Here is a 16672-nt window from a genome sequence, read left to right on the forward strand (position 1 = left end):
GATGCGCGAGGCATGTCTCCTTCCTCCAGATGGTTGGGCGTATGATTTGTTCATGTTGTCCGAGTGCAGCGCCGCGCAAAATCCCCCGTAAAGGGGAGTGCGATGACATGGATGGGGAATGGCAGCCAGGGTCAACCCGAACGCCCGGAGCATCTGATGCACGTGATAGAAGCGACGCCCCCGAAGAGGCCGCCTCTCTTCCTCGCCACGAAAGTCTTTCCGCCGCGCCTGCCCCCTGGGTTGATCGACCGGCCGCGGCTACTCTCTCTCGCCGGCAAGGCGGAATACAAACGGCTCACGGTCATCAAGGCGCCGGCCGGTTTCGGTAAAACCTCGCTGGCGCTCATGTGGCTCAACGAGCTGAATGCAGGCGGCGCCTTTGTCGCCTGGCTATCGCTCGATACCGAGGACGACGAGCCCGCCCGCTTCTTCCATCACCTGGCCCAGGCATTACGCAACGTCTGCGCGAGCGTCGGGCCATCCGCGGTCAGCCTGACCACCGAAGCGTCGCTCGTGCCCGCGCATCTGGTCGTGTCGACACTCGTCAACGAACTCGTCGAAGTCGACGACGAGGTCTATCTGTTCATCGACGACTATCACGTGATCACCCTGCCCGCCATTCACGATGCGATGTCGTACTTCATCGCGAACGTGTCCTCGAACGTGCATGTCGTGATCTGCACGCGTGCCGATCCACCGCTACCGCTTGCCAACCTCAGAGCGCGCAACGAGTTGCTGGAAATCGATGCGTCGACGCTGCGTTTTAACATCGACGAAACCCGCAGCTTCGTCGAGCACGAATGCCCCGGCGAATTGCGTCCGGCCAGCGTCAAGTCGTTGTTCGCGAGCACGGAAGGCTGGGCCGCGGCGCTGCGCATTTCGGCTTCGGTGCTCGCGCGCGGCGAAGGCAAAACGGATTGGGGTGCGAGTGCGCCATCCGGTGCGTCCCGGCCGTTCGCCGCCTACCTCGAAGAGATGCTCAAGCGTTTGCCCGCGGACATGGTCGAGTTCATGTTGTGCACGTCGATACTCGATCGCCTGAGCGCATCGCTATGCGAAGCGGTCACCGGCATCGCGACCGAACGGGACATGCTCGAGACGATCTCGGCGCGCCAGTTGCTGCTCGAGCCGATCGATGTCGAGGGACACTGGTTCCGCTATCACCATCTGATGGGCGAATACCTGCGTCAGCGGCTCGAAACGCAACAGCGTGGCAAGGTTGCGGTGCTGCATCGGCGTGCGAGCGAGTGGTACGCGAAAGAGGCGCTATGGACCGACGCGGTCAAACACTCAATCGCCGCGGGGGACACCGAAGACGCGGTCGCGCTGATGAGCCACTGCGCCATGGCGCTCGTCACAAAGGGCGATCTGCTGACGCTGCTCGGCTGGCAACGCCAGTTCCCCGCACATCTGATGCGTGGACAGGTCAAGATCAAGCTGGCCATTGCATGGGGCATGGCCCTGGCGATGCGTTTCGACGAAGCGCGCGCAATGCTGGACGAAATTGAGCACGACGCGGGCAGTCACTCAGGCGATGCGCTCGACAACATCCACTGGGAGTGTCAGGCCATCCGCTCGGTGGCGATCGCACTACAGGACGATGCGCCGCGCGCGCTTGCGATCGCGCAGACCTGTCTCGAACGGCCTTCAACCGATAGCTGGACCACCAACGTCGTCTCCAACGTCGTGCGTTTCGGGCACTGGAAAGCAGGCAACCTGCAGGCGCTGTACGCGACACCGTGGATCCCCTACTCCATCGAAGAGGATCAGCGCAACGTATTCGCCTCGGTCTACCGGCTATGCCTGCTCGGCCACGCGGAAATGCAGCAGATGCACTTCGCGCTCGCCGAACGCTATTTCACCGAATCGATGCAGCTCGCCGAGCGTCATACGGGTCCGAAGTCGATCTCGGTTGCGTTGTGCGCGCCGATGATTGCGCAGATCTGGTACGAGCAGGGACGGCTCGACGAAGCGGAAGCGTTGTTGCTCGATCTGATGCCGGTGATCGATCTGGCGGTGCTGCTCGACAGCACGTTGATTGCCTACCGTGTGCTGATCCGCATCGCGATTGCTCGTGCCGACACTGAGCGCGCCTATACGTTGCTCGATCAGGCGCAGATCCTCGCTTATGCGCGCGGCTGGGACCGGATGATTGCCGGTGTCCTTGTCGAGCGCGCACGGCTCTATCTCGACGAAGGAAGGATGACGGAAGCATCGGCTTGTATCGTGCAAATGAATCAGCTCGTGCGCTCGCATTCCAACGCCGGGCAGGCCGTCTCGCCGGAAATCGAAACCTACCGCGCGATCGCAATGGCCTGGGTCTCGATGGCCCGCAACGATACCGGTGAAGCGCTCGCGTCGCTGGAGGCTGCGTTGCAAAGCGTCGAAGACCGGCACGGCGATTATCTTGCCCTGCGCCTGCGCACGGTGCTCGCGCTCGTCTGGTTACGCTCGAACGAGCCGACGCGCGCCGTAGAAATCTTCCGCGAAGTCTTGAGCGCGAACAGCGACATCTACCGCTCGATCATCGACCAGGGGCCGGAAATCGGGCCGCTGTTGCGCGCGGTGCGCGACGACACGCGCTCGACGCCGCAAACGAAGGAGAGCACCGCGTACATCGATCGTCTGCTGGATGGCTGGCGGGCACTGTACGAGCCCGCGGTGCCCCGGCGCGACATGGAACGCGAGCCGTTGAGCGCACGCGAACGCGGCATTGTCGAGCTGATTGCCCAGGGGCAGTCGAACAAGGAAATCGCACGCACGCTGGGGATTGCGCCCGAAACGGTCAAGACACACGTCAAGAACATCTTCGTCAAACTGGATGTCGACAAGCGCGCGCACGCCGTTTCCCGTGCCCAGACATTAGGACTGGTTGCAGCCGGTTAGCGCAGGTCTCAATGCATGACGAAAAGTGTGGCGGCATGAAGCAACAGGCCGACCATGCCGCCTACGAACGTACCGTTGATCCGCACATACTGCAGATCGCGGCCGATTTCCGTTTCGATCTTGCGGCTGACTTCTTCTGCGTCCCAACCTTTGACGACTTCGGTGATCAGCACAGAAACCTGGCGCCCGTAGCGCGTGACGAGTTCACGCGCAAGCGTGAGCCACCATGCATTCAGCTTGCGTTGAATCTCGGGCTCGCGGCCGATCCGCTTGCCGAGCGACACCAGCATACGGGTGAAAGCGTCGCGCATCGCCGATGGCTCACGGCCGAGATCGGCGATCACATGTTCGCGCAAACGGTCGAGCGGCACGCGGTAATAATCGGCTTGCCTGAAATGACGAATGCAGTCGCGCATCAACGACCTGCCGAAACGACGATGTACGGGCGAGGTCTGCAACTGCACGATCAACTCGCGCACTGTTTCATCGAACTGGCGGCGCAGTTCGTGATCCGGACTCGCCGCTGCTTCATGAAGCAGCGCAATGATGCCCTCGACAAATTTCCTGACGATGTAGGCATCGAGCCGCGCGGGCGTGTACTTCGACGTTTCGCTGAACTTGGCCTTGATCATTTCAACGTTGGCCACTAGCCACTTTTCCAGCGCATCGAGCCCGTGATCGAGCCACGGCTGATGCCGCTCGTCTTCAGTCAGGATCTGGAGCACGTTGCCGGCCATGCGGGAGACGTCGAGCGTACGCAGTTGCGGTATCACCAGATGATCGAAAAACCATTGCACGTCTTTTTCATTCATGCCCGCAAGCAGTCCGGCAACGGCATCCGCGGCGACATCGGCGACGCCGCGGCTGTTCGCCGGTTGTGCCAGCCACTGCGCCAGCGCCTTTGCCGCATCGTGACTGCCCAGCCTGTCGACGATGAGATCCGGTGTCAGAAAATTTTCTTCGACGAAGTGACCGAGACTCTCGGCGATGCGTTGCTGGTTTTGCGAAATGATGGCCGTATGCGGGATCGGCAAACCCAGCGGGCGACGAAACAGCGCGACGACCGCATACCAGTCCGCGATCGCACCGACCGTGCCGGCCTCTGCAAACGCACGCGGCCACGCAAGCCACGGATACTGCGCCTGCCACACCACACATGCGAACAGCAACGCGATCATCAGGACGAGCAGGCATAGCGCCGTCCGACGCATGCGCCTCAGGCCCGCTATCTTGCGATCTTCACGTGCATTGGCAGCGGCATTAATCGACCGCGCCTCATCTCCATCGCCAGCAAAAAAATTCAACCTGCCTCCTGCCTGAGAAACCTGCGCACCACCGGCCCGACTTCGCTCGCGCGCGAGATAAGAAACAGATGACCGTCATCGATCACATAGAGCGTCGAATCGCGGATACGTGCCGCGAGAATTTTTGCGTTGGTCAGCGGCACGATCGGGTCGTCGGTGCCGTGCATGATCATGGTTCGCTGGCGCAGCGCACCGAGCCACGGCAGACTGCTCCAGCCAGTCGCGGCCAGCAGTTGATACAGGTAACCGCGGCCGCGCGGCGGCTGGATATGCCGGCTGTGCGCCTTTAGCAACGACGGATCGCGCCGGTAAGCGCCTCCGTAGATTTCCGCGCCCACCTCTTGCAGATAGGCGGGATCGGTGTAGCGGCGCGGTCCGATCAGCTTCGACAGCACCGACAGTTTCGCCGGCACCATGATCACGCCCGGCGAGGTTGCCGCGAGAATCAGCCTGCGGCAGCGGCCCGGATACAGGCGCGCGAACTGCTGCGCCAGCGCGCCGCCCACGATACGCCGAGCACGTCGACAGGCCCGTCGTAACCGAGTCGCGTCAGCAGCTTGTCGGCGAGCACCGACAGCGTCGAAAAACGATACGGCACAACGGGCACAGGCGAGCCGCCCACACCGGGAATATCGAAGATGATGACGCTCACATCTTCGAGCGCCGCGACGAACGGCTCGACCAGTTCGAGGTTCGCGCCGATGCCGTTGAAAATGAGCAACGGCGGCGACGCGTCGCTGCCGTGCCATGTGGCGACACGCAGTGTCTGACCGTCCAGGTCGATCATCTGGATTTGCATGCTGCAAGCTGATTCGGGGCTCGGGTGCATTTCTTGTTTCCGGATGATCTTCTGGAAGGATACCGCGTTGGAGGTTTGGTCAGGCCGCATGGGCACTGTCCCTTCACTTCTTCGGTTGCAGCAGCGTCTTCAGTTCCTCGACGTGTTCGGCGACGCGCCGCGACACGACCGCGAAGCTGTCCGACTGCGCGCGGTAGGCCGTGCTCGCGAGTTCCTGCATATCGGCGAGTGCCTTGTGCAGTGCCTGCTGGACTACTTCACCTGTGTTGGCAGAGGGCTTGACACCCGAGGCCGCCACGCGACCGACAAGCGATTGCAGTTCGGTCAGTGTCGTGCGAAGGATCTCCGACTGCTTCTGGGCCAGCGACTGCACGCCCGCGAGCGCCGTCGTATTGGCTTCGGCAATTGCCTCGATGTCCTTGCGGCGCGACTCGAGAACTGCGTTGACGTCGATGCCGGGCAACTTGAACTGCGTGATGACCTTCTTGTACTCGTCGAAAATACTGTTCGAATTGATAGTGTCCATGATCGATACTCCAGTGAAACTGCATTAAGAATGTGTTGGCCGCGGCGCGGTCAACGAGGGTGCGTCATGCTTCCATGACATAGGTTCCCGGCGCTTTCACGCCAGCGGGATGCTTCGCGCTGCCGACTGCTGCCGGCGCGGTACGGCGCTCGCCGGAGTGATCGACAAGCCACGTGCGCCAGTCGCCCCACCACGAGTCCTTTTCGGTCTGGGCATTGCCGAGCCATGCATCGGCAGTCGCAGGCAACTCCGGGTTATGGAAGAACTTCGCCTTCGGATTGCCCAGCGGGTTGATCAGACTTTGAATGTGGCCACTCGAACTCAACACGAAGCGCGTCTTGCCGCCGAACGTGCGCGCCGTGTTGTACACGCCCTTCCACGGCGTGATGTGATCGGTCATGCCGGCGACGATGTATTTGTCGCAGGTCACTTCGGACAGATCGATCGGCGTACCGAGCACAGTCAGCGCGCGAGGTTTGCTGAACAGGTTGCCCACGAAGATATCGAGCAGTTGTCCATGCATCCGCGCGGGCAACCGCGTTGCGTCGTTGTTCCAGTAGAGGATGTCGAAAGCGGGCGGCGTTTTGCCGAGCAGATAGTTGTTGACCCAGTAGTTCCAGACGAGATCGTTGGGTCTCATCCATGCGAACACGCGGCCCATTTCCTCGCCGGCCAGCACGCCCTTCGACGTGCTGTTCTGCTTCGCGGCCGCGATGGCTTCCGGTGTGGCGAAGAGACCAAGTTGCGAGTCGGCGGTATTGTCGAGCACCGCAACCATCAGCGTGGCGGCATGCACGCTCGTGTCGCCGCGGCTGGCGAGGTGCCCAAGCAACGCCGAAATCGTCATCGCCCCCGAACACGCGCCGTGCAGGTTGACGTCCTCGCTACCCGTGATTTCGCGCATAGCCGCGATGGCCTCAAGCAGCGCGGCAACATAGGTATCGAGGTCCCAGTGACTCTGCGCAGCGGTAGGATTGCGCCAGCTCACCACGAACACCTGGAATTCGCTCTTCACCAGGTAATCGACAATGCTCTTGCCTTCGGACAGATCGAACACGTAGTACTTGTTGATCTGCGGCGGCACGATCAGTTGCGGGCGGGTGTACACGTGCTCCGTGGCCGGTGCGTACTGGATCAGCTCGAGCACCTCGTTGCGAAACACCACTGCACCCGGCGACGTGGCGAGATTTTCACCCACCTTGAACGCGCTCCTGTCGACTTGCGCCGGCATCCCCTGGTTCTGCACGACATCGGTCACGAGGTTGCGGATGCCGCCCAGCAGACTGGCGCCGCCCGAATCGATGATCTTCTTGAGCGCCGCCGGATTGCCGAGCAGCGTGTTGGTCGGCGATACCGCATCGGTGAAGAGCGACAGGACGAACCGCGCGCGTTCCTTGCTCTTGTCGTCGAGCGTCGAGCGGTCGACAAAGCCTGTCAACGCGTTGCGCCATGCGACATAGCCTTGCATCGCCATGCGATACAGCGAGTTGCTCTGCCACGCCGGATCGGTGAAACGTTTGTCGCCCTGCGAGGGCGCGAGGTCCGCACTGCCACCTAATACCGCCATCAGATCGCGAGCGAGTGCCGCTTCCTGCTCGAGAAGCAAGGCCGGTTGCCGCAGCGCCTGGGTGCCGATCTGTTGCGCGGTAGCAAGAATGTCGCGTGGCCGCAGCCCCACGAACGGATTCGGTCCGAGCATGCCTTCCGCGGCAGATGCCGCAACGTCGTTCGCCTGCTCGCTGCGTGTCGTGCTTTCGTCATGTGCCGCCATGGTGCTGCTCCTCAAACGTCTCTGTCTGGTTAGCCTGGTTGTGCGATCCGAAGGCTTACGCCGCCGCCACGAGCATCGCCAGGGTTTCGGCGATCAGCGCCGGCTTGTCTTCGTTCTCGATCTGCAATTCGTTCATCGTCTTGACGATGATCCGGCCACCGCCCTTCTTTTCCACCGAGACCAGCGTCACGCGATTTCTCACGCGCGCACCCGCCTTCACCGGCGTCATGAAGCGCACCTTGTCGAGCCCGTAGTTCAGCCCGGCCGATGCATCCGCGGGAATGATGCCGACCTCGATCGCGGCCGCCGCCAGCAGCGACAGCGTCAGATAGCCGTGCGCGATCGTGCCGCCGAACGGGCTCTCGCGTTTCGCGCGCTCCACGTCCACGTGAATCCACTGCCGGTCGCCGGTACACGCCGCGAAGGCGTCGATGCGTGCCTGATCGACGGTGACCCAGTCCGATACGCCCAGTTCGCGGCCAACGAAATCGTCGATCGTGGCGACGCTGTATCCATTGATGCTCATCGTGTCTGCTCCTTAAGGCCGGTCACGCGAACTGTTCGCGCAACCACTTCTTGTTGGTTTTGCCGACGCTCGTTTTCTGAAGTGCTTCGACGAACTTGACGATCTGCGGCACCGCGTACTTCGAGATCCGCCCGGTCTTGCAGAAACCCATCACGTGTTCCTTGACACCGTTTTCAGTCAGCGCCGCGCCCGCCTTCAGCACCACGAGCGCCACCGGCCGTTCGCCCCATTTGTCGTCCTTGATGCCGATCACGGCGACTTCCGCCACATCGGGGTGCTGCGAAATCAGGCTCTCGATTTCAAGCGACGAGATCCACTCGCCGCCCGACTTGATGACGTCCTTGATGCGATCGGTGATCTGGATGTTGCCGGTCGCGTCGATGTTCGCGATGTCCTGGGTATGCAGGTAACCGCCAGCCCAGAGTTGCGTGGAGGCATCGGGATTGTTCAGGTAGCCCTGCGTGAGCCACGGTGCACGAGCGACGATCTCGCCGTAGGCCTTGCCGTCGTGCGCAACGTCTTCCATGTTCTCGTTGACGATGCGCAGATCGACGAGCGGAATGGGGAAGCCGGTCTTGCAGCGCAAGCGCACCTCTTCATCGCGATCGAGCGGCCCGGTGTGCGGCGGAAGTTGCGCGAGGCTCAGCACGGGGCACGTCTCCGACATGCCGTAGCCGACGAAGATATCGATGCCGCGCTCGAGCGCCGCGCTCGCAAGACCATGTGGCAACGCGCCGCCGCCGATGATTACCTTCCATTTGCTGAAGTCCGCGTGCTTCGCGGTATCGCACGAAAGCAGCATGTGCAGGATCGTGCCGACGCAGTGCGAAAACGTGACGCCTTCGTCGCGGATCAGTTGTACGAGACGCTCGGGCACATAGCGGCCCGGATAGACCTGCTTCACGCCTAGCAGCGTCGCGATGTATGGCATGCCCCAGGCGTGCACATGGAACATCGGCGTGAGCGGCATATAGACGTCGCCGCGGTGAAAACGCTGGCCCGACATCGGGCTTGCAAGCGCCGCCATCAAGGTCAGCGTGTGCAGAACCAGCTGACGATGCGAGAAGTACACGCCCTTGGGCAGGCCCGTGGTACCGGTCGTATAGAACGTGGTGGCCCGGGTGTTCTCGTCGAAGTCGGGGAAGTCGTAGCTCGTGGCGCCGGCCGCGAGCATTTCCTCGTATTCGGCGGCGAACGCAATGGTGTGCGCAGTCGGTTCACCACCCGGCTCATCGATCCACACGAACGTGCGCACCGTTTCGAGTTGATCCTTGATCGCTTCGACCACCGGCAGGAAATCGGTGTGAACGAACAGCACCTCGGCGCCGGCGTGGTTGATCGTGTAGGCGATCTCGGCCTCCGACAACCGGACGTTGACTGTCTGCAGCACGGCACCCATCATCGGGACCGCGAAGTACGCCTCCAGATAGCGGTGGCTGTCCCAGTCCATCACCGCCACCGTGCTGCCGTGCCGCACGCCGAGCCCGTCGAGGCCATTGGCGAGTCGCGCAATGCGTTCCTGCAGCGTGGTGTAGGTCATCCGCAGCTTGCCGCGGTAGACGATTTCCTGGTCCGGTGCCTGAACGAACGACGTATGCAGCAACTGCTTGATCAGCAGCGGATAGGCGTACGGGGAAGGCGTGATGTCTTGCACGGCGTCCTGCATCTAAATCTCCTTGAGTCGAGAAATCGATCGGGCTGACACAGGCTGTGGGTACGTATCGCGTGCGGTGGCATCCCGGTTGATGCCATCATCGATTTGATCAGGGGGACGGACTATCCCCGAACAGGGGAGCGTTATGGGGGTAGGCGCGCCGCGGAGATTGCGGCGCAGACGGGGCCGTTGCAAAAGCGCGTCGTAAAAGCCCCGCGTTTGCCCGAAAAGATTGACTGCGCCGCGCGGGAATCGTTACGCTCTCGCCTCGATGGTTCCCGTGATGGGGATAAAAGGGAACGCAGTAGTCGCGTCGATGGATCGACGCTTCGAGTCTGCGGCTGCCCCCGCAACTGTAAGCGGCGAGTCCGTGCCAATCGTGACCACTGGGAAACCGGGAAGGTCGGCACCGGGCGGCGACCCGTGAGCCAGGAGACCTGCCATCAACCGAGGTCCTGCAGCCGCGCCGGGCGGGGTGTCCCGAAGCGCGAGCACCGCATGATGCGGTTGCGTGTTGCAAGGACGGCTCCGACCTCTGGATCTGTCACATGGCTAGCATTATTAGAAAAACCTCTTTCTTTCAGAAAGCTTTCTTGCGTCGCGTTGCGGGAGTTGCAGGAATCGCGGGAATTTCCGCCGCCCTCGCCCTTTCGTTCGGTGCATCGATCGCACAGGCGGCTGACGATTCGACACCGCCAACGGCGCCGCAGTCTTCCTCCGACACCACGACCACGCTGCCGAACATCGTCGTCACCGGCGATACGCAGCATCTACCGCAATCGTTCGATCAGCGGTACGCGACGACACACGTTCTGACGCGTCAGGATCTCGACCGGCTCTCGCCCGCCGATCCCAGCATCACGCAGGCGCTCGCTACGCTTCCCGGTGTTACCGTTGCGCAGAACGGCGGGCCGGGCGCGACGGCGTCTGTCAGCATTCGCGGTTCGTCGGGTGCGCAGGTTGCCGTGTTTATCGACGGTATCCGCGTGGGCTCCGCGACCACGGGCACAGCGGAATGGGCCGATCTGCCGGCTTCAGCCTTTGAGCGCGTCGAAGTGATTTCAGGCCCCGCGGCCGCCTCGTTCGGCGCCAACGCGGTGGGCGGTGTCGTGCAGTTGTTCACACGCCACTCGGCGAATCAGCCCAACCAGACGATGATTTCCACCGGTGGTGGCTCGAACAAGACGTTCGATACGCAGATTCGTACGTCTGGCAGTGTCCCTTCGACAGGCCCGCTTGCTGCGCTTGCCGGGCTCACTTATTCGTTGGGACTGCACGACTACAACACGGCCGGGATCGATACGACCCAGCCTTACGCATACGGTCACGAAGCAGGCCGCAATCCGTACCACGCGCAGGATATCGACGGCCGGCTCGGCTATGCGCACGGCGACTGGTCGATTTCCACGTTCGCGCTTTATCACCGGTCGGACCTCTCGTACGACAATGCGGGCGGCGACAACCGGCAACTCGATCACCAGTTGACGACGGGCGTCGCATTCCACTGGGACATCGCACCGGACACGCAGTTCGACCAGTCCGTCGGTTACGCGAACGACCGCCAGTTTTACTACACCAACAGCCCGGGTATTTCGAGCGACAAGATCGACTCGACGCGCCTCAGCACATCGACGTCGCTCACGCATCAGGAAAAGGGCTTCCGGTTATTCGGCCTGCCGCTGTCGGGTGAGACGAAGCTTGCCTACGACTTCTCGCGCGAACAGGCCTTCCTGCCCGTCGATATCCCAACCGGCGTGCCGACGCGCAATGACTCCGCGGTGTCGCTCCACCAGTCCGCGACGCTCGGCGCGCTCACCGTGTTCCTCGCGGGACGCCATGAGATCGTCGAAGGCCAGTCGGTCAACACCGGCAATGTCGCCGTGTCGTATGCGATCACGCCGGTGTACACGGCGCGACTGTCATACGGCAACGCGTTCCGTCTGCCGACGTTCAACGATCTGTACTACCCGCAATTCGGCAACCCGAATCTCCGGCCCGAGCGCAGCGATTCAGTCGAAGCGGCGCTCGACGCGGCCACTTCGTTCGGCAATTTCTCGGTGGCGATTTACAACACCCGTGTGCATAACCTGATTGCGTATAACTCGGCGACCTTCGCGCCCGATAACATCGGCGAAGCGCGTATTCAGGGCATCGACCTCTCATACAAAGGCACGCTCGGCAAGTCCACACCCGTCAGTCTTGCTGTCGGCATCCTGAATCCGCAGGACATCACCGACCGCAGCTGGCTCAATCGTCGCCCGCGTCAAACGGTCAACCTGAGCGTCGATCACACCTGGGATGAGTTCCACCTGCATGCACTCAGCACGGGCGTCTCTGTGCTGTATGGCGGGACGACGTTTGACGATCAGTTCAATGCGACTTATCTGCCGTCTTATACGCGGGTCGATTTGCGCGCTTCATATCGGGTCAACTCGCATCTCACGGTGTCGGCGAATCTGTCGAATCTGTTCAACCGGCAGTATGTGACGGCGTATGGATATAACACGCTGGGGCGGACGGCGTTTGGGAAGGTTGCTTATACGTTTTAGGTGGGGGAAGTGAGGCCGGCCGTGGTGGTATTCCGGTCGGTACTTACGCGTTTGCGGCGAGACGAAAAGCAGCCTCCGCCTGCACGATAACTATCGTGCACGCCCAGTAGGTAATCCGATTCATAGAGCCGCGCTTTGGGGTCGACTCGACCGGCGCGTTGAGCCCGCTCCAGCCTCCGGCGCATCAACTGACGTCCCCATCGGTCCGGGCTGGCATCACTGAATGCGCCAAACGTCTCCTGTCCCTGAGGCGGATATTGCCGCCCCGCAAACCAGCCGAGCCGCGGGTCGAGATTGAAAGAAGGAGCGCATCTGCACTGGAAGTTGTGCCGATTGTGAGCGACACCGCCGCTCGACAGAACGCGGCCGACGTTGGACAGGTTTAGCAATAACGAACCGGTTCAGCGGCTACGCATCTCGAAGCACTGCTCGTGCACTTGCGGCGATGATGGTCAGCAGGACAACCAGCCCGAGAAGTGCAGAGGCAAGTGAAGTGTAGTGTGCAAGGGCTCCTATTAGCACGGGACCCACAAAGACTCCGCAGTACCCGATCGTCGTCATCGCAGCGACGGCGGTACTTGTTGGCATGATCTTCTGCTTTCCGACCGATGAAAAAAGAACCGGCGCGATGTTGGAGCAACCGGCTCCCACAAGTGCGTAGCCGAATAGATCCACGACCCAGGACGTCGTGAACGAGACAACGAGGAACCCCGTAGCCGCACATAAGCTGCCGGCAACGACGACACGCGTTTTTCCAAGGCGATTGACGACGCGATCACCGGTAAGACGCCCCATGGTCATCAGTACCGCAAATGCGGCGTACCCATACCCCGCATAAGCATGAGACATCCCTCTTTCTGACGTGAGGAACACACCGCTCCAGTCGAGCACCGCGCTCTCGGTCAGAAAAACGATGAAAGTGAAGACGCTCAGAATCAGCACGATTCCGTGAGGGATAGCAAAGACGCTTGCCTGGCCGGCTTGCGGCTCTGCAATCAAGGCGGGGTACGCGTAGAACAGGGCAACCACCATAAGCGCGGCCGCGAAAGCTGTCGATCCTCCGTGCGATAAACCCACGGTGAGGAGCAGGCTGCCCCCCGCAGCGCCGACGATACCGCCGATACTATAAAACGCGTGAAAACCCGACATGATTGAACGTCCGCAATTTCGCTCGACTTCGATCGCCTGGATATTCATCGCCACGTCAACCACTCCCGCAGCCATACCGAAGAACGTCAGAGCGAAAATTGCAGATAGCACGTCATGCACGAACGCGAGAGCAGGAAGCGTAGCGCAAAGGAGCACGGTGGCTATCGTTATCACCGTCCTGCAACCGAACCTGGAGGTCAATCCTCCCGCGAACGGCATCGCCACCATCGAGCCGGCACCCAGGCAAAGCAGCAGAAGTCCGAGCTGGCCATCGTCAAGTCCAACTCTGGCCTTAACGAATGGAACGAGCGGCGCCCAGGAGGCTCTCCCATAACCGGCCACAAGAAAGATAGCGCGCGTCGCAGCCTGGCGACTACCAAAGGATGATTTGTGTAACGTTAGATCAGACGGCATGAACTGACGGATGTTGTGAGTTGTGTGTAGCGGCATCGCTCTCGCATGGAGCAGAGTGCATGACCGGAGGATCTGGGAAACGCTTTCTTTCAAGTCCGAACCAGGCAACCGCCACGATGACGAAACAGCGGACAAAGTAGTGAACAAGAATATCCATCGGCGGTTGCAATCCAAGGCGGCAAATCCACTCTTAGGCACTGGCTCGGCGGCAAACCGGGCAACCAGGGAACCTGCGCCGCAGAGTTCCCCGCTCTTCCAGTCAAACGGCGTGGTAATCAGCCAGCCTGTGAACAGCCGCGGCGGCCGCATCAAGACGTGTCGCATCAAGCTTGCCGTTCTGCACGGCCTTCTCGATGGATACCGCGATTTCATCGATGTGCGGCACGGCCTTGGGTGACAACAAGACTAGATCTGCGCCAGCTACAAGTGCATCGACCGTGGTATCGCCGAGGGACCGGTTCCCGATAGTCGCCTTGTGGTCGATGTCACAGGTCATAACCAGCCCACCAAACTCCAGTTCCTCCCGCAAGAGCGCGATCAATGCAGCCGACAATGACCCCGCTGTCACAGGCTGGATTGCCTCAAAGCGCGCCGGCCCCATCATCACTGCGCTCACGCCCTCTTCGATTCCAACCCGGAACGCACCCCATTGAGCCCGCAGTTCATCCAGCGAGGAAGGTACCGTTGCTTCCGGTGTGCCCGGATGGCCTTCCAGTACGGGATGCCCGGGGAAATGCTTCAGAGTCGTCTTCAAGCCTGCACGACGAGCGCCGCGAACATATGAACGCACCATTCGCGATGCGGTCTCGGGATCGTCGGCCAGCGTACGGCCCTCAAGCCACAGGTTGCTTCCTGTCAAAACGTCAGCGGTTGGAGACAGGACGAGATTGATGCCGGCGTCGACCACTCCGCATGCGGCCTCAAAAACGATCTGTTCCAGCTCGGACCCGGACATCCGCTGCGCGGCTTCACGCGATGGCAGTGGTGCGCATACCCCCTGCAACCGATGGACGGCAGCGATATCGGCGTCGGCTGCCAATATCAGTTGGCCTGCACGCGTCGTCACCGTTCTGATCGCATCCTGCCAGGCATCGAGCGTTTCCCGCTTGAGCCTCTGTTCGCTCATTCGGCCCGTGACATATTCCTCCCCCGTCTCCCCGAACAGGAGGCTCCTGCCACCATTGTCCAGGAAGCGAGCGATACGGTCGTCAATGTCCAGCGTTTCAAGCACCGGAAACAGCACGGCATGCGCGAGGCGAGATACTTCGCTGGTCACGGTTACGTGCTCCTTGAGGTAAGCGTCCCGACGGCGCGCCCCGTCTCCAGATTTCGCGCCAGCGAGCGCACCCGGTGAGCCGCTTCAGCAAGCCGTTCCTGTGCAAGTGCCCCACTCTTTACGGCTTCGACGATAGTCCCGACGATGACATCAAGACCCGATTGACTGGAGACAAGCAACAGGTCGGCGCCCGCAACCAGCGACGCGACTGCCGTCGCCGCGATTGTCCGGCCGCGCAGGATGCCGGGTGCGTCAATGTCGTCTGAGACGATCAGGCCTTGGAAAGCAAGCTCTCCCCGCAGAAACGACAGCGTGTCATGCGAGGTACTGGAGGGTTTGTCGGCATCGATAGCTGGCACTAGCGCCGGACCTGCCATCACCGCACTCACACCTGCATCGATCACATCTCTGAACACGCCGATCGTGGGTTGCAGCTCATCAAGCGTGGCCTTGACCACCGCCTCATGCAATGCCGGATCGAGTTCCGTCACAGGATGCCCAGGGAAGTGCTTCGCTGAAGCAGCGACACCGGCCGCCTGCACACCGCGCACAAACGCGCATGCGATACGACTCACTTCAGTTGCATCGGCGCCAAGGTTTCGGCGCTCGAGCCATGGGTTGATACCGGTGACCACGTCGATTATCGGCGCCAGGAACAGATTGACACCCAGCCCCCGGGCAGCTGTCGCTACCGCGGCCGACTGCTGAGTGATTTCGTCGGCGGAAAGGCTACGCGCCGTTTCGAAGTCCGGTAGAGCCGGTGCCAGCCGATGCAGACGCTGAATGCCGCCGAGTTCCTGATCGATGGCGACGATGACGCCGCGTCCGGCATGACGTCGCGCGAGTTCAACGACACGTTCGAAGTGGGCGGCTGTCTCATGCGCACGCCGTTCGTCGCTCATGGCGCGCGCGACATACTCCTCGCGGCTTTCACCGAGAAGGATGGAGACGCCACCGTTATCGAGGTAACGCAGAACCACGTCGTCGAGTTCAAGACCGCCAAAGGCCGGGAGCAGGACCGCGTGAGCGTCCTGAATAAGATCGTTCAAGGAAATATCTCCAGTCGGGTAAAGGTGCGCCACAAAAAAGCGCGCTGTGGCGCGTATCGATCACTGCTTGCTATAGCAATTTATAGCGCAGTATAGATCGATTTATGGACCCGTCAAGGACGAACACACACAAAGCGACGCTCGATTATGCTCGATCCGGATTCGATGAACAACATCGCCTGACGGTCTATTCGTCGTGGAGGCTCCGGTCGATTGCTGGCCCCACCTGAAAATCGCGAAATGTCACTTCAAAGCCAGCGCGCTCCGGAGAGCAGCACATCACGCCTACGTCGATGTTTTCGGTAGGCGGAAAATACGCCAGTCTCACGAGTTGCCACCGCTTGTCCGATTCGCGTAGATATTGAATCCGTACGGCTGAACCGTGCCTCGTCAAGCGCAATCGCAACGCGTTGGCCGAGCTCGCCAGAGGCTGCATCGACCAGTCGGAATAGTTATTGGTAACGACGACAGACATGCAGAGTTGACCGTCAGAGAATTCTGTCCCGGCTTTGATCCAGTGCGCCTCGCTTTGACGCATCATCAAACCGGCCTGGTCGTACAGGACTTCGTAGCGAGCATCGACCGTGACCTCTGCGGAAAAATCTCCTGTCACGGTGACGTATCCAAAATGACCCGTATCGCGCCAGAAGTCATAGAAAGTCCCGCGCCAGAAATCGGTGTGATCAGCGGTTTTGACCCACAAGGCGCCGGAGCGAATCTCAGATGCCTGCGGCGCGTTAAACCAACTCAGCTCATGCAAACTTGCCAT

At 61.1% G+C, this 16672-nt stretch carries 11 protein-coding genes, 1 pseudogene and 1 riboswitch; of the genes and pseudogenes, 2 read left to right on the top strand and 10 right to left on the bottom strand.

The features are described from left to right. Positions 1 to 102: 102 nt before the first annotated feature. A complete protein-coding gene (locus FNZ07_RS24470) occupies positions 103 to 2886 on the top strand; it encodes a LuxR C-terminal-related transcriptional regulator (protein WP_245811520.1) in 2784 nt (927 codons plus the stop codon). A gap of 8 nt (positions 2887 to 2894) precedes the next feature. On the opposite strand, the gene FNZ07_RS24475 is transcribed toward FNZ07_RS24470, so the two are convergent. The 6 genes and pseudogenes from FNZ07_RS24475 to FNZ07_RS24500 form a co-directional block, all read right to left on the bottom strand. Beyond that, entirely contained in the window at positions 2895 to 4097 is a 1203-nt protein-coding gene (locus FNZ07_RS24475; protein ID WP_245811521.1) for a DUF445 domain-containing protein, read from the bottom strand. Positions 4098 to 4186: 89 nt separating this feature from the next. Next, positions 4187 to 5019 (bottom strand): annotated as a pseudogene (gene phaZ / locus FNZ07_RS24480) (poly(3-hydroxyalkanoate) depolymerase). Between the two features lie 73 nt (positions 5020 to 5092). After that, a complete protein-coding gene (locus tag FNZ07_RS24485) occupies positions 5093 to 5515 on the bottom strand; it encodes a phasin family protein (RefSeq protein WP_091013702.1) in 423 nt (140 codons plus the stop codon). Positions 5516 to 5579: 64 nt separating this feature from the next. Continuing rightward, positions 5580 to 7286, bottom strand: coding sequence for an alpha/beta fold hydrolase (locus tag FNZ07_RS24490; RefSeq protein ID WP_091013707.1), 1707 nt, complete (start codon positions 7284 to 7286; stop codon positions 5580 to 5582). A gap of 55 nt (positions 7287 to 7341) precedes the next feature. Further along, a complete protein-coding gene (locus FNZ07_RS24495) occupies positions 7342 to 7812 on the bottom strand; it encodes a MaoC family dehydratase (RefSeq protein ID WP_091013710.1) in 471 nt (156 codons plus the stop codon). Positions 7813 to 7834: 22 nt separating this feature from the next. Beyond that, complete coding sequence (locus tag FNZ07_RS24500) at positions 7835 to 9478, bottom strand: fatty acid--CoA ligase (RefSeq protein WP_091013712.1); 1644 nt, start codon at positions 9476 to 9478, stop codon at positions 7835 to 7837. A 243-nt stretch (positions 9479 to 9721) separates the two neighbouring features. Then, positions 9722 to 9925, top strand: a riboswitch (cobalamin riboswitch). An 89-nt stretch (positions 9926 to 10014) separates the two neighbouring features. On the opposite strand from FNZ07_RS24500, the gene FNZ07_RS24505 reads away from it, so the two are divergent. Then, positions 10015 to 12015: a TonB-dependent receptor domain-containing protein gene (locus FNZ07_RS24505; RefSeq protein WP_091013715.1), complete on the top strand. Its 2001-nt coding sequence runs from the start codon at positions 10015 to 10017 to the stop codon at positions 12013 to 12015. 408 nt (positions 12016 to 12423) lie between these two features. On the opposite strand, the gene FNZ07_RS24515 is transcribed toward FNZ07_RS24505, so the two are convergent. From FNZ07_RS24515 to FNZ07_RS24530, 4 genes are all read right to left on the bottom strand, one after another. Next, positions 12424 to 13614, bottom strand: coding sequence for an MFS transporter (locus FNZ07_RS24515; RefSeq protein ID WP_245811522.1), 1191 nt, complete (start codon positions 13612 to 13614; stop codon positions 12424 to 12426). A 223-nt stretch (positions 13615 to 13837) separates the two neighbouring features. Continuing rightward, positions 13838 to 14854, bottom strand: coding sequence for a glycoside hydrolase family 3 N-terminal domain-containing protein (locus tag FNZ07_RS24520; protein WP_091013718.1), 1017 nt, complete (start codon positions 14852 to 14854; stop codon positions 13838 to 13840). Between the two features lie 2 nt (positions 14855 to 14856). Continuing rightward, positions 14857 to 15903: a glycoside hydrolase family 3 N-terminal domain-containing protein gene (locus tag FNZ07_RS24525; protein ID WP_091013722.1), complete on the bottom strand. Its 1047-nt coding sequence runs from the start codon at positions 15901 to 15903 to the stop codon at positions 14857 to 14859. Positions 15904 to 16090: 187 nt separating this feature from the next. Beyond that, positions 16091 to 16672: a DUF1349 domain-containing protein gene (locus FNZ07_RS24530; RefSeq protein ID WP_091013725.1), complete on the bottom strand. Its 582-nt coding sequence runs from the start codon at positions 16670 to 16672 to the stop codon at positions 16091 to 16093.

Origin of the sequence: Paraburkholderia megapolitana, assembly GCF_007556815.1 — a bacterium.
GTDB lineage: Bacteria > Pseudomonadota > Gammaproteobacteria > Burkholderiales > Burkholderiaceae > Paraburkholderia > Paraburkholderia megapolitana.

Coding starts and splice junctions, on each gene's coding strand:
- FNZ07_RS24470 (WP_245811520.1), top strand. CDS start 103: ATGACATGGATGGGGAATGGCAGCCAGGGTCAACCCGAACGCCCGGAG.
- FNZ07_RS24475 (WP_245811521.1), bottom strand. CDS start 4,097: ATGCGTCGGACGGCGCTATGCCTGCTCGTCCTGATGATCGCGTTGCTG.
- FNZ07_RS24485 (WP_091013702.1), bottom strand. CDS start 5,515: ATGGACACTATCAATTCGAACAGTATTTTCGACGAGTACAAGAAGGTC.
- FNZ07_RS24490 (WP_091013707.1), bottom strand. CDS start 7,286: ATGGCGGCACATGACGAAAGCACGACACGCAGCGAGCAGGCGAACGAC.
- FNZ07_RS24495 (WP_091013710.1), bottom strand. CDS start 7,812: ATGAGCATCAATGGATACAGCGTCGCCACGATCGACGATTTCGTTGGC.
- FNZ07_RS24500 (WP_091013712.1), bottom strand. CDS start 9,478: ATGCAGGACGCCGTGCAAGACATCACGCCTTCCCCGTACGCCTATCCG.
- FNZ07_RS24505 (WP_091013715.1), top strand. CDS start 10,015: ATGGCTAGCATTATTAGAAAAACCTCTTTCTTTCAGAAAGCTTTCTTG.
- FNZ07_RS24515 (WP_245811522.1), bottom strand. CDS start 13,614: ATGCCGCTACACACAACTCACAACATCCGTCAGTTCATGCCGTCTGAT.
- FNZ07_RS24530 (WP_091013725.1), bottom strand. CDS start 16,672: ATGGCAAGTTTGCATGAGCTGAGTTGGTTTAACGCGCCGCAGGCATCT.